This window comes from Neomegalonema perideroedes DSM 15528 (assembly GCF_000374145.1).
Taxonomy (GTDB): Bacteria; Pseudomonadota; Alphaproteobacteria; order Rhodobacterales; family Rhodobacteraceae; genus Neomegalonema; species Neomegalonema perideroedes.
On the sequence record NZ_KB893653.1, the window covers coordinates 554,216 to 566,368 of the forward strand.

Sequence of the window (12,153 nt, forward strand, 5' to 3'; positions counted from 1 at the left end):
CTCAGGCCGCCTTTCCGAGAATGCCCGCATAGCCCTCGTTCTCGACCTGCAAGGCCAGCTCCGGCCCGCCGGTCTTCACGATGCGGCCGTCCGCGAGGATATGCACCACGTCCGGCTTGATGTGGTCGAGCAGGCGCTGATAATGGGTGATGACGAGGAAGGCCCGGTCCGGCGAGCGCAAAGCGTTCACGCCCGAGGCCACCAGCTTCATGGCGTCCACGTCGAGGCCGGAATCAGTCTCGTCCATCAGGCAGAAGCGCGGCTGAAGAACCGCCATCTGCAAGATTTCATTACGCTTCTTCTCGCCGCCCGAAAATCCGACGTTCACGCCGCGCTTGAGCATGTCGGCGGAGATCTCCAGCTTGGCGGCTTCGCCGCGCACCAGCTTGAGGATCTCGGCCGCCGAAAGCTCGGGCTCGCCGCGGGCCTTGCGCTGGGCGTTGAGAGCCGTGCGCAGGAAGGTCATGTTGCCGACGCCGGGAATCTCGACCGGATATTGAAAGGCGAGGAACAGCCCCGCCGCCGCGCGGGCGTCCGGGTCCATATCCAGCAGATCTTCGCCGTCGAGGGTCGCGGAGCCTGCGGTCACTTCATAGCCGTCGCGCCCGGCGAGGATATAAGAGAGCGTCGATTTGCCCGAGCCGTTCGGCCCCATGATGGCGTGGACCTCGCCCGCCGGAACCTCCAGCGAGAGGCCCTTCAGGATGACCCGCTCCGGCTCTTCCTCAAGGCGCGCATGGAGGTTGTCGATCTTCAGCATGTCATTCCCCGTCCCAATAATCGATCCAGTCGCCCCGCCTTCCGGCGACCTTGAAAGGCGCGCTGGCGTAGCCTCCGCCGGCCCCGTGCCGATGCGCGGCGATGAACTTGCCGCTATCGGGATATTCCAGAATCTCCGCGTCATGCGAGGTGGAGATCATGAGATAGGCGAGGGGCCCCGCGCCTGTGTTGATGAGTTGATGCGCCGTCTCTGCGCCGCCCGCCGGGGCCGCGCAGAGATCGCCCGCCTTCACGGGATATTCCGCCGCTCCATAGCGATAAACGCCCTCGCCTTCGAGGATCACGAAGAGCTCCTCGTTGACATGGTGGTTATGAAAAGGAAAGCCCCGCTTGCCCGGCGGCACGACCGCATAGCCGCAGCCGATCTGCTTCGCGCCGATGAGCGGCCCGAGCCGGGCGCGCTCGATGTCGAATTTCTCGCCATGGCGCTCACGGCTGCGGGGGGCCTCGGCGGCGCAGACCACCGGGCCGCGCGCCGGAGACTTCTGCTCCGTCGTCATCCCACGCTGCCTTCGAGGCTGATGGCGACCAGCTTCTGCGCCTCCACGGCGAACTCCATGGGCAGGGCCTGAAGCACCTCTTTGCAGAAGCCGTTGACCACCAGAGCCACGGCCTCCTCTTCGGACATGCCGCGCTGCTGGCAATAGAAGAGCTGGTCCTCGGCGATCTTGGAGGTGGTGGCCTCATGCTCGGCGCGCGAGGAATTGTTGCGGATCTCGATATAGGGCACCGTGTGGGCGCCGCATTGATCGCCGATCAGCAGGCTGTCGCATTGGGTGTAATTGCGCGAATGGGTCGCCTTGGGATGGACGCTGACCTGTCCGCGATAGGTGTTCTGGGCGCGGCCCGCCGAAATGCCCTTCGAGACGATCCGCGAGCGGGTGTTCTTGCCCAGATGGATCATCTTGGTGCCGGTGTCGGCCTGCTGCATGTTGTTGGCGATGGCGATGGAGTAGAATTCGCCTTGGGAGTTCTCGCCGCGCAGGATGCAGGAGGGATATTTCCACGTGATCGCGGAACCCGTCTCCACCTGAGTCCACATGACTTTCGCGTTTTTGCCGCGGCAATCGGCGCGCTTGGTCACGAAATTATAGACTCCGCCCTTGCCTTCCTCGTCGCCGGGGAACCAGTTCTGCACGGTCGAATATTTCACCTCGGCGTCGTCGAGGATCACGATCTCGACCACGGCGGCGTGCAGCTGGGTCTCGTCGCGCATGGGGGCGGTGCAGCCCTCCAGATAGCTCACATAAGAGCCCTTGTCGGCGATGATGAGCGTGCGCTCGAATTGGCCGGTCTTCTCCGCGTTGATGCGGAAATAGGTCGAGAGCTCCATGGGGCAGCGCACCCCCGGCGGCACATAGACGAAGGAGCCGTCCGAGAACACGGCGCTGTTCAGCGTGGCGTAGAAGTTGTCCGAGACCGGAACCACCGAGCCGAGATATTGCTTCACCAGCTCCGGATAATCGCGGATGGCCTCGGATATGGGGCAGAAGATCACCCCGACCTTGGCGAGCTCGTCCTTGAAGGTGGTGGCCACCGACACCGAGTCGATCACCGCGTCCACGGCCACCCGGCGTCCGGAGGAGGCGCCTTCCTCGCGGCCCTCGGCGGGAGTCTCGCCCGCGCCCTCGACGCCCGCGAGGATCGCCTGCTCGCGCAAAGGCACGCCGAGCTTCTCATACATGCGCAGCAGCTCGGGATCGACCTCGTCGAGGCTTTTCGGGCGCTGTTTGAAGCTCTTAGGCTGAGCGTAGTAATATTGATCCTGAAAATCGATCTTCGGATAGCTCAGCATGGCCCAAGTCGGCTCGCGCAGCTGAAGCCAGCGCCGGAAAGCCGCCAGACGCCATTCCAGCATCCATTCCGGCTCGCCCTTCTTGGAGGAGATGAGCCGCACGATGTCTTCGTTCAGACCTTTGGGGGCGTATTCGGTCTCGATGTCGGTTTCGAAGCCGTATTTATATTTCCCCGCCATGGACTGGACGGTTTCGATGGTCTCACGGTCCACGCCCTCGCGCAGGGCGATCTCTTGAGGCTCGACGCTCATATCAGCTTCCTTTGCGGCTTCAGGCCGCCGCTTGCGGGGTGGGACGGCGCTTATGCAGGCCAGTCCAGATCTCGATGAATCGATCGACTTCGGCGTCCGTGGTGGTCGGGCCGAGGCTGACGCGGATCGCGCCTTGCGCCAGAGCCTCAGGAACGCCCAGAGCCTTCAGCACATGGCTGGCCGCCACCTTGCCCGAGGAGCAGGCCGAGCCCGAACTCACCGCGACTCCCGCCAGATCCAGCTGCATCATATGGGTGTCGGAGCGCCAGCCCGGAAGGGCGAAGGCCGAGGTGTTGGGCAGACGCGGGCCCTGCGCCGCGAAGATCGCGGCCTCGGGCGCTTCGGCCTTGAGCGCGGCCTCCCAGCGGTCGCGGCGGTCGCGGACCTGCGCCCAGACTCCCGCTTCGAGATCGCGTTTCGCGGCTTCGGCGGCGGCGCCCATGCCCGCGATCCCGATCAGGTTTTCGGTGCCGGAGCGGCGGCGCGATTCCTGTCCGCCGCCCTTGAGCAGCGGCTCGATCTCCACGCCTTCGCGCAGGATCAGCGCGCCGCAGCCCTTGGGGCCGCCGAATTTCGAGGAGGAGAGGACCGCCGCCCGGAAAGGCGCGGCGTCGAAGCGCCAAGCGATCTTGCCCATGGCCTGAGAGGCGTCGAGGAAGACCTGAGCCCCCGCTCGCGCGGCGGCTTCGGCCTGCTCAAGGCGGATGGCTCCGGTCTCGCCCTCGGCGGCGGCGAAGGCGAGGAGGCGGCCTTCCGCCCGGGCCTGATCCTCGGAGATTTCAGGATCGCGCCAAGCCATCGCGCAGGAATGCAGATCCGGCGGCCCCCAAGCCTTCAGCCCGCCCGGCGGATTCGCCAGCATCATGGCCGCAGCCTCGGTGGCCCCGCTGGTGAAGACCACCTCGGAGGGCTTGCAGCCGGCCAGAGCCGCCAGCCGCTCGCGGGCGGTTTCGAGGATGGCGCGCGCGGCGCGGCCCTCGGCGTGGACGGAGGAGGGATTCCCCGCCGTCTCCATGGCCGCGAGCATCGCGCTCTTCGCTTCGGGGCGAAGAGGCGCGGCGGCGTTCCAATCCAGATAAAGGCGCGGAAGGCGGCTCAAGCCTGTCCCTCCTCCATGAGCAGGGCGGCGAAATCGGGCATGGCGGGGCATCCGGCCACGCGCTCGCCCACCACGTCGGCGAGGGAGGTCTGGCTCAGGAAGACGTGGACATGGCTCGACAGCCGCTCCCAGAGGTTATGCGTCAGACAATGGGTCTTTTTGCCGCTTTTATCCATGGTGCAGCCTTCGCCCATGGCGCCGCTGCATTGGGTGGCGCGCAGGCTCTCCTCGACGGCGGTCATGACCTCGGCGATGTTGATCTCCGAAGAAGGGCGCGTCAGCAGATAGCCGCCGCCGGGGCCGCGGAAGCTCTCGACCAGCCCGGCCTTGCGCAGCTTGAGGAAGATCTGCTCCAGATAGGCCAGCGAAATGTCGCGCCGCTCGGAGATGTCGGCGAGCGCCACCGGCGCCCCCGGCGGCTGAAGAGCGATGTCGGCGAGGGCGGTCACGGCGTAGCGGCCTTTGGTGCTCAGTTTCATTCTTGCTTGTCTTTCCAGAGCGAGAGGTGAGCGGCTGAGTTGACCCGGAGCGCGGCGACGACTACTTGACAAGGGCTTGACGTCGGCGGCGTCGCGGCTGTGGCGGCCCGGCGTTTCGGGCGTCGGCCAGCGACGCCTGAAATTTAGAATAACTCTAAAATGCCGGAGCGATTTCGTCAAGAACATCGCGCCGCCGCGCCGCCCTCGCGGGGACGGGCGACGGATGCGCCGAATGCGGAGAATCCATGCCTGAAGTCACGTTCCCCGGCCCGGAAGGGCGTCTTGAAGGGCGCTATCAGCCCAGCAAGACCAAAGACGCCCCCATCGCGCTGGTGCTGCATCCGCATCCGCAGCATGGCGGCACGATGAACAACAAGGTCGTGTATAACCTTTATTACGCTCTGCATGATCTCGGCTTCTCGGTTTTACGCTTCAACTTCCGGGGCGTGGGCCGCAGCCAGGGCGAGTACGACCAGGGCGTCGGCGAGCTTTCCGACGCCGCTTCGGCGCTGGACTACCTCCAGACGATGAATCCCGCCGCGCCGCAATGCTGGGTGGCGGGCTTCTCCTTCGGCGCCTGGATCGGGATGCAGCTTCTGATGCGCCGCCCGGAGATCGTGGGCTTCGTCTCCATCTCGCCGCCGGCGAATCTCTACGACTTCTCCTTCCTCGCGCCTTGCCCGGCCTCGGGGCTGATCGTCAACGGGATGAACGACCGCGTGGCCCCGCCCGAGGACGTGGCCCGGCTGGTGGCCAAGCTGCGCACGCAGAAGGGCGTGGTCATCTCCCATGAGACGCTCGAAGGGGCGAATCACTTCTATGAAAAGGGCATGGAGGACATGCTCGGGCTGGTGAAGGGCTATGTCGGCCCCCGGCTCGGCGATCTCTCGGCGCCTGCGGCCTCTTAAGCGGGGCTGAAGCCCAAGCGGGGAGGGCGGCCGAAAGGCGCCCCCCTCCCGTCTCAAGCTCCGGCTCCGGGGCCTGAGCGGCGCGCCCGTCGGACCCTGCGGATCTCAGACCTTGCGGATCAGGGTGCCGCCGCCCGTGGGGGTGAACAGCTCCAGCAAGGCGGCGTGCGGCGCGCGCCCGTCGAGGATCGCCACCGCCTTCACCCCGAGATCCAGCGCGTTGAGCGCCGTGCGCACCTTCGGGATCATGCCGCCGCTGATGACGCCCGAGGCGATGAGATCCTCGGCCTCCTCGCGGGTGAGGTTGGTCAGCAGCTCGCCGTTCGCGCCCTTCACGCCCGGCACGTCGGTCAGCAGCAGGAGGCGCTCGGCGTTCATGGCCGCCGCCACGGCGCCCGCCGCGAGATCGGCGTTGATGTTGTAGGTCTCGCCCTCGCGGCCCACGCCGACCGGCGCCACCACGGGAATGAAGCCCGCCTTGATCAGCACCTCCAGCACTTCCGGATTCACCTCGACCGGATTGCCGACGAGCCCGATGTCCAGCGCCCGCTCGATGTTGGATTCGGGGTCGCGGGCCTTCTGATACATCTTTTCGGCGACGATCAGCCGGGCGTCCTTGCCCGCCAGACCCACCGATTTGGCGCCCGCCGCCCCGATGGCCGCGGCGATCTCCTTATTCACCTTGCCCGAGAGCACCATCTCGACCACCTCGACGGTGGCGGCGTCGGTGATGCGCATCCCCGCGACGGTCTCGGTGCGGATGTCGAGGCGCTTCAGCATCTCGTTGATCTGCGGGCCGCCGCCGTGCACCACCACCGGATGCGCCCCCGCCAGCTTCATCAGAGCCATGTCGCGGGCGAAATCAGCCATGGCCTTGGCGTCGCCCATGGCGTGGCCGCCGAACTTCACCACCACCACGCGTCCGGCGTAGCTCTGGAGATAGGGCAGGCCCTCGGCCAGCGTGCGCGCGGCGATCTGCAGGTCGTCGCGCGAGGCGAGGGGGGAGGCGGGCGGAACGGACGTCTGAGACATGATGCGGACGAAGCCTCCGGAAGGCGTGGCGGAAGGGCGCGGCGCCGGACGGCGCGGCGGAGCGGAAGGCCTTGTGTTTAGCCCCCCCTGAGAAGGCTGAAAACCGAATTTCGCGTCCTTCGCGGCCCCTTCCGGCCTCCTCGCGGCCCTCTCGCGGCTCCCTTGCGGCGGCGGCGCGCCCTTGGGGCGACCATTCTTTAAGGTTCCGGGCCTATCCTCCCGACGTCGGACGCCTCGTCTTTGGGCGGCCGCGCGGCGGTATGGGGAGCGGAGAGACATGTCGAGCATTCTGGCGCAGGCCCGCGATCGCGATCTGAACGCTGAGGACGCGCCTTATTACTTCAACTCCGCTCACTGGCGCGCCATCGACGGCGCGCTGCAAGGCGTCGCGGCTCGACTCGGCCTGATCGTGATCTCCGGCCCGACGGGTTCGGGCAAATCCACCGTGATGCGCGCCATCACCCAGCAGGCGGGCGACTCCATCCGCTTTCTGACTCTGCCTTACGCCAATCTCGGCGTGATGGAGTTCGTCAACTTCATCGAAAAGGGCTTCGACGCCGCCAAGGGCGTGCCCGACGCCCGCAGCAACGCCGAGGCCGTCAAGCGCTTCACGCTCATGCGCGCCGAGGCGGGCGAAAGCCTCGTGATCCTCATCGACGAGGCTCAGAATCTCTCCGAGGAGGTGCTGGAGAATCTGCCGCGCCTTCTGCGCTTCGGCGCCGATAAGAAGGGCCGTCCCATCGGTCTGCAATTCGTGCTGATCGGCGGCGACGAGCTGACGCGCAAGCTCTCGGAGCCGCGCTTCGACGGCGCCCGCGCCGCCGTGGGGGCGCATTTTCAGCTCCGCAACTTCACGCGCTCCGAAATGGAGGCCTTCCTCAAACGCCGCCTCGCGCCCATCGCGCGCATGACCAGCGAGCCCATCACGCCCGAAGGCGTGGACGCTCTGGCGCTCTATACGGCGGGCAATCCGCGGCTTTTGGGCATGGTCTGCGCCCATGCGATGCTCTTCGCCGCCGAGACTCCCGGCCGCTCCATCGATCAGGACATGGTCGAAGAGGCCGCCAAGGCGCTCATGCTGGAGCCCAAGCCGGAAGGCCCGCCCGTCGACGACGAGCCGCATGGCGAGCCGCTGCTCCACGCCGCGCCCAAGATCGAGCTGAATTTCGGCGACGGCGCCGACGACGCCGACGAGGCGCCCGAGGAGGACGAGGACGAAGATCCCGACGTCTGGAGCGAAGGCGACCGCTCCTTGCGCCGCCGCCGCAAGCAAAGCGTCTCCGAGCAGCTCGGGGCGAAGGTCAAAGGTCTGGTCGGCAAGCGCGAGATCTTCGAGGACGGGCGCAAGAAGACCGCCGCCTCCAACGGCGCTGGCCGCAAGGGCGGAGTCCGTCGTCCGCGCACCCGCGCCCGGGGCCGCGGCCGCGACGCCATGCGCTGGGGCGTGCGGGTCGGCGTGATTCTGGCGGCTCTGGCCGTGCTGATCGGGCTGAGCGGCCCGGCCGGCCGGGCCTATGACGCCGTGAGCGGCTCCATCGTCGCCTGGCTGGATCCGCCTCCGGCGCCGACGCCCATCGGCCTCGGGGTCGGCGTGGACGGCGCGCTCGCGGAGGCCAAGCCTCAGGAGCCGGGGATCATGCAGGCGGTCAAGGGCGTTTTGCTGCGCGGCGTGGACACGGTGCAGCTCTGGCTCTTCGGCGCGGTGGACGCCCCCATCATGGAGGCCTTCAATCTGCCGCTCGGCGAGATGCGCAAGATCCTCATGCTGAGTCTGGTGGACACCGATCCGCTCACGGCTTCGGCGGCCTACGCCCTCGACGGCGAGCGCTATTTCGAGATGAGCCAATATATCGAGCCGCGCAGTCAGAACGCCTACGATTCCTATCGCCGCGCTCTGGCGCTCGACGAAAACAACGAAGTCGCCAAACGCGGCGTGGAGCGGCTCGCGGGGATTTACGAAACCCTGTCCGAGAAGGCCCGCGCCGACCGCGACTGGAACACCGCCAATCTGCTCTATGCGCGGTCGGTCTCCATGCGCGACCTCGCGCCCATCCGCTGAGGCGCGTCGGAGGCGCCTGACCGGGCCGCCCCCCGAGCGGGGCGGCCTTGTCCGCCCTCTGCGCGCGGATTCCCTCGGGCCCGTCGCCTTGACGCGGCCTGCGCCGCCCTCCACCTTCGGAGAAGGCGGCGCCTCGTCGCCTGCGGTTCTCTGAGCGGGGAGGCGGCATGAGCGCGCAGCGGCAGGTTTTGACCTGGGGTTTTCTGCTTCTTGTCTTCGTCGGGTTGTTTCTGCTGCTGGGCGCGGTGATCACGCCTTTTCTGGCGGGCATGGCGCTGGCCTATTTCCTCGACCCGGTGGCCGATCGTCTGGAGCGGCGCGGATTTTCGCGGCTCTGGGCGACGGCGCTGATCACCATCCTGCTGCTGACGAGCGTGATCCTCTTCGGCGCTCTGGTGGGTCCGGCCATCGCGGCGCAGACGGCGGGGCTGATCGAGAGCGTTCCGGGCTGGTTCGCCTCGGCCCGCGACTGGGCCATGGGGCTGCTCGGCTCGACGGGGCTTCTGGAGCGGCTGAACGTCGATTTAGGCTCGGGCGGCGCGGACGTCGGCTCGACCGTCGGCTCGACGCTGGCCAGCGTGGGCGACGCCGCCGCCACGGGCGGCGTGCAGATCGCGAAGACCGTCCTGAGCGGCGGCGCGGCTTTGGTCGGCGCGGTCGCCAATACGGCCATCGCTTTGGTGGTCGCCTTCTACATGCTCCTCGACTGGGACCGCATGGTGAAGGCCATAGACGCCTGGCTGCCGCGCGACCATGCTCCGGTCATCCGTCGGCTGGCGCGCGAGATCGACGCCGTGCTGGCGGGATTCGTGCGCGGACAATTGCTGGTCTGCCTGATTCTCGGAACCTATTTCGCCATCGTCCTGACTTTGGTCGGGCTGAATTACGGCTTGCTGATCGGCATTTTCGCGGGTCTGATCTCCTTCATCCCCTTCGTGGGCTCGGCGACGGGGCTTCTGCTCTCGGTGGGCGTGGCGCTCAGCCAGTTCTGGGGCGACTGGATCATGGTGGCGGCGGTGGCGGGCGTCTTCCTCTTCGGCCAATTGGTCGAGGGGAATTTCCTCTCGCCCAAGCTGGTGGGCGACCGGGTGGGCCTGCATCCGGTCTTGCTGATCTTCGCCTTATCGGCCTTCGGCTCGCTCTTCGGCTTCGCGGGGATGCTCATCGCGGTGCCCGCGGCTGCGGCCATCGGCGTTCTGGCCCGCTATGCGCTGGAGCGCTATTTCGAGAGTCGGCTCTATAAGGGCGACGCGCCCGACGCTCAGGCCGAGGCCGACGCCGCCGCCATGATCGCGGCGGTGACGAAGGATCAGGATAAGGCCGAGGCCGCCGCCGTGGTGGCCGCGGTCATGACCGACGTGGCCCGCGAGGCCAAAGGCGACGACGCGGTCGGGCCGCCGCCCAAAACCTCGCCCTCCTGAGCTTGGCCTTAAGAGCGAGGGCCTTCTCGTCATGAGAACGTCATAATCAGGTCGTTAGCCCTTGGAGCCGACGGCCTCTCCCGGTTCCCAAGATTCGCACAGGCAGGACGCCATGAGCTTTGACGCCTCCGTTTCGACCGCCCTCGTTCCCGCCGCTCCGGCGGAGAGCTTCGGCGTCGGCCCCGTCGCCCCGGATGATCCCGCGCGCTTCTTCAATCGCGAACTCTCCTGGCTGGAGTTCAATCAGCGGGTGCTGGAATCGGCGCAGAACCCGGAGCATCCGCTCATGGAGCGCCTGCGCTTCCTCGCGATCTCCGGCAGCAACCTCGACGAATTCTATACGGTGCGCGTGGCGGCTCTGCGGGGCCTGCTGCGGCGCGGAGTCAGCACCCGCAGCGTGGACGGGCTCGCCCCCGCCGAGCAGCTCGCGCAGGTGGACCGCCGCTGCCGCGAGCTGATGGAGGCGCAGCAGCGCGGCTGGACCTCTCTGCGCGACGAATTGGAGGCCGCCGGAGTCTCGGTGGTGGGCGCCGAAGGAATCTCGGCGGAGGACCGCGCTTGGGCGCGCGAGCGCTTCATGTCGGAGATCTTCCCGGTCCTGACGCCGCTCGCGGTGGACCCGGCCCATCCTTTCCCCTTCGTGGCGAACAAGGGCTTCGGATTCATGCTGGATCTGAAGCGCAAGATCGGCGGCGCCTCCATGCGGGCGCTGCTGCTGATTCCCTCGCAGCTGCGCCGCTTCCTGCGCATGCCCGACGCGCCCGGCGCCGAAGGCGTCTCGCCGCGGCCTTTGCGCTTCATGTCCATCGACAGCATCATCGACCTGAATCTCGACCGGGTCTTCCCCGGCTATGAGGTGCAGTCCGAAGGCGCCTTCCGCATCCTCCGCGATTCCGACATGGAGGTCGAGGAGGAGGCCGAGGATCTCGTCCGCGAATTCGAGACCGCGCTCAAGCGTCGCCGCCGGGGCGGGGTGATCCGCCTGACCGTCACCGCCGAGACGCCCGATTATCTCCGCGAGATGCTCGCCAAGGAGATGATCGTGGGCACGGAGGAGATGATCGTCGTGGACCGGATGATCGGCGTGGCCGATCTCTCGCAGCTCATCTCCGACGACCGCCCGGATCTGCTCTGGCGCCCCTACACCCCCCGCGCCCCCGAGCGCGTGCGCGACCATCACGGCGACATCTTCGCCGCGATCCGGCAAAAGGACATGCTCGTCCATCATCCCTATGAGACCTTCGACGTGGTGGTGAACTTCGTGCGTCAGGCCGCCGAGGATCCGGACGTGGTCTCGATCAAGCAGACGCTCTACCGCACCTCGCATCAGAGCCCCATCGTGGACGCCCTCTGCGCCGCCTCCGAGGCGGGCAAGTCGGTCACGGCTTTGGTGGAGCTGAAGGCCCGCTTCGACGAAGCCGCCAACATCCGTCAGGCGCGGCGTCTGGAGCGCGCGGGCGTGCAGGTGGTCTACGGCTTCATGGATTGGAAGACCCACGCCAAGATCAGCATGGTCGTGCGCCGCGAGCCGCAGGGCATGGCCTATTACACCCATTTCGGAACGGGCAATTATCACCCGATCACGGCGCGCATCTATACGGATCTCTCCTTCTTCACCTGCGATCCGGCCTTCGGCCGCGACGCGGCGCAGATCTTCAACTACATCACCGGCTACGCTCAGCCCGAGGCTCTGGAGGAGCTGGCCTTCGCGCCGCTGACTCTGAAATCCACGATGCTGGACGGAATCCGCGCCGAGGCCGCGCTCGCCCGCGAGGGGCGTCCGGGCCGCATCTGGGCCAAGCTCAACGCCGTCACCGAGCCCGAGATCATCGACGCCCTTTACGAAGCCAGTCAGGCGGGCGTGAAGATCGACCTCGTGGTGCGGGGCATCTGCGCCTTGCGTCCGGGGATTCCGGGGCTCTCCGAGAACATCCGCGTGAAGAGCGTGGTGGGGCGCTTTCTGGAGCATTCCCGCATCATCTGCTTTGGAAACGGCTATAAGCTGCCGAGCAAATCCTCGAAGGTCTACATCTCCTCGGCGGATTGGATGGAGCGCAATCTGAACCGGCGCATCGAGACTCTGGTCCCGATCCTCAATCAGACCGTGCGCGATCAGATCCTGCTTCAGGTCATGGCGGCCAATCTGAAGGACGTGGCCAATAGCTGGATCTTGCGTCCTGACGGCTCCTATGTCAAAGCGGAGTCCTCCGGCGAAGGCGCGCCCTTCAACTGTCATGAGTTCTTCCTGAACAACCCCAGCCTGTCGGGACGGGGCCGCGCCGGAATCAAGGACGCGCCGCGTCTTGAGGCGGCGCGCGACTGACCGAA

10 protein-coding genes are annotated in these 12,153 nt (G+C 66.9%); 4 read left to right on the top strand and 6 right to left on the bottom strand.

Going from position 1 to position 12,153, the window contains the following annotated elements:
* Position 1: 1 nt before the first annotated feature.
* Genes sufC through B161_RS0102680 form a run of 5 tightly spaced genes read right to left on the bottom strand, consistent with a single transcriptional unit; the run spans position 2 to position 4,405 of the window.
* The gene (gene sufC / locus B161_RS0102660; protein ID WP_018631810.1) at positions 2 to 760 is read right to left on the bottom strand and encodes a Fe-S cluster assembly ATPase SufC; all 759 of its coding nucleotides are present in this window, start codon (positions 758 to 760) and stop codon (positions 2 to 4) included.
* A gap of 1 nt (position 761) precedes the next feature.
* Positions 762 to 1,280, bottom strand: a complete 519-nt coding sequence (locus tag B161_RS16390) for a cupin domain-containing protein (RefSeq protein ID WP_018631811.1) — start codon at positions 1,278 to 1,280, stop codon at positions 762 to 764.
* Entirely contained in the window at positions 1,277 to 2,827 is a 1,551-nt protein-coding gene (gene sufB, locus B161_RS0102670; protein ID WP_018631812.1) for a Fe-S cluster assembly protein SufB, read from the bottom strand. Before sufB ends, B161_RS16390 begins: the two co-directional genes overlap by 4 nt.
* Before the next feature lie 19 nt (positions 2,828 to 2,846).
* A complete protein-coding gene (locus B161_RS0102675; RefSeq protein ID WP_018631813.1) occupies positions 2,847 to 3,926 on the bottom strand; it encodes a cysteine desulfurase family protein in 1,080 nt (359 codons plus the stop codon).
* Positions 3,923 to 4,405, bottom strand: coding sequence for an Rrf2 family transcriptional regulator (locus tag B161_RS0102680; protein WP_018631814.1), 483 nt, complete (start codon positions 4,403 to 4,405; stop codon positions 3,923 to 3,925). The genes B161_RS0102675 and B161_RS0102680 overlap by 4 nt, the downstream gene beginning before the upstream one ends.
* Before the next feature lie 245 nt (positions 4,406 to 4,650).
* Between B161_RS0102680 and B161_RS0102685 the strand changes: the two genes are divergently transcribed.
* Positions 4,651 to 5,313 carry an alpha/beta hydrolase gene (locus B161_RS0102685; RefSeq protein ID WP_018631815.1) on the top strand — a complete coding sequence of 221 codons (663 nt, stop codon included), beginning with the start codon at positions 4,651 to 4,653 and terminating at the stop codon, positions 5,311 to 5,313.
* A 105-nt stretch (positions 5,314 to 5,418) separates the two neighbouring features.
* Here the strand turns inward: B161_RS0102685 and argB are convergent, their stop codons facing one another.
* On the bottom strand, positions 5,419 to 6,345 hold the full coding sequence (gene argB / locus B161_RS0102690; protein WP_018631816.1) for an acetylglutamate kinase: 927 nt from the start codon (positions 6,343 to 6,345) through the stop codon (positions 5,419 to 5,421).
* Between the two features lie 277 nt (positions 6,346 to 6,622).
* On the opposite strand from argB, the gene B161_RS0102695 reads away from it, so the two are divergent.
* The 3 genes from B161_RS0102695 (at position 6,623) to B161_RS0102705 (ending at position 12,148) form a co-directional block, all read left to right on the top strand.
* A complete protein-coding gene (locus tag B161_RS0102695) occupies positions 6,623 to 8,404 on the top strand; it encodes an ExeA family protein (protein WP_026310141.1) in 1,782 nt (593 codons plus the stop codon).
* Between the two features lie 167 nt (positions 8,405 to 8,571).
* A complete protein-coding gene (locus tag B161_RS0102700; protein WP_018631817.1) occupies positions 8,572 to 9,825 on the top strand; it encodes an AI-2E family transporter in 1,254 nt (417 codons plus the stop codon).
* A gap of 112 nt (positions 9,826 to 9,937) precedes the next feature.
* Positions 9,938 to 12,148, top strand: coding sequence for an RNA degradosome polyphosphate kinase (locus tag B161_RS0102705; RefSeq protein WP_018631818.1), 2,211 nt, complete (start codon positions 9,938 to 9,940; stop codon positions 12,146 to 12,148).
* Positions 12,149 to 12,153 lie beyond the last annotated feature (5 nt).

Bases quoted from the DNA above. Each gene is read 5' to 3' on its own strand.
- B161_RS0102695 (WP_026310141.1), top strand. From the start codon at position 6,623: ATGTCGAGCATTCTGGCGCAGGCCCGCGATCGCGATCTGAACGCTGAG.
- B161_RS0102680 (WP_018631814.1), bottom strand. From the start codon at position 4,405: ATGAAACTGAGCACCAAAGGCCGCTACGCCGTGACCGCCCTCGCCGAC.
- sufB (WP_018631812.1), bottom strand. From the start codon at position 2,827: ATGAGCGTCGAGCCTCAAGAGATCGCCCTGCGCGAGGGCGTGGACCGT.
- B161_RS0102705 (WP_018631818.1), top strand. From the start codon at position 9,938: ATGAGCTTTGACGCCTCCGTTTCGACCGCCCTCGTTCCCGCCGCTCCG.
- argB (WP_018631816.1), bottom strand. From the start codon at position 6,345: ATGTCTCAGACGTCCGTTCCGCCCGCCTCCCCCCTCGCCTCGCGCGAC.
- sufC (WP_018631810.1), bottom strand. From the start codon at position 760: ATGCTGAAGATCGACAACCTCCATGCGCGCCTTGAGGAAGAGCCGGAG.
- B161_RS0102700 (WP_018631817.1), top strand. From the start codon at position 8,572: ATGAGCGCGCAGCGGCAGGTTTTGACCTGGGGTTTTCTGCTTCTTGTC.
- B161_RS16390 (WP_018631811.1), bottom strand. From the start codon at position 1,280: ATGACGACGGAGCAGAAGTCTCCGGCGCGCGGCCCGGTGGTCTGCGCC.
- B161_RS0102685 (WP_018631815.1), top strand. From the start codon at position 4,651: ATGCCTGAAGTCACGTTCCCCGGCCCGGAAGGGCGTCTTGAAGGGCGC.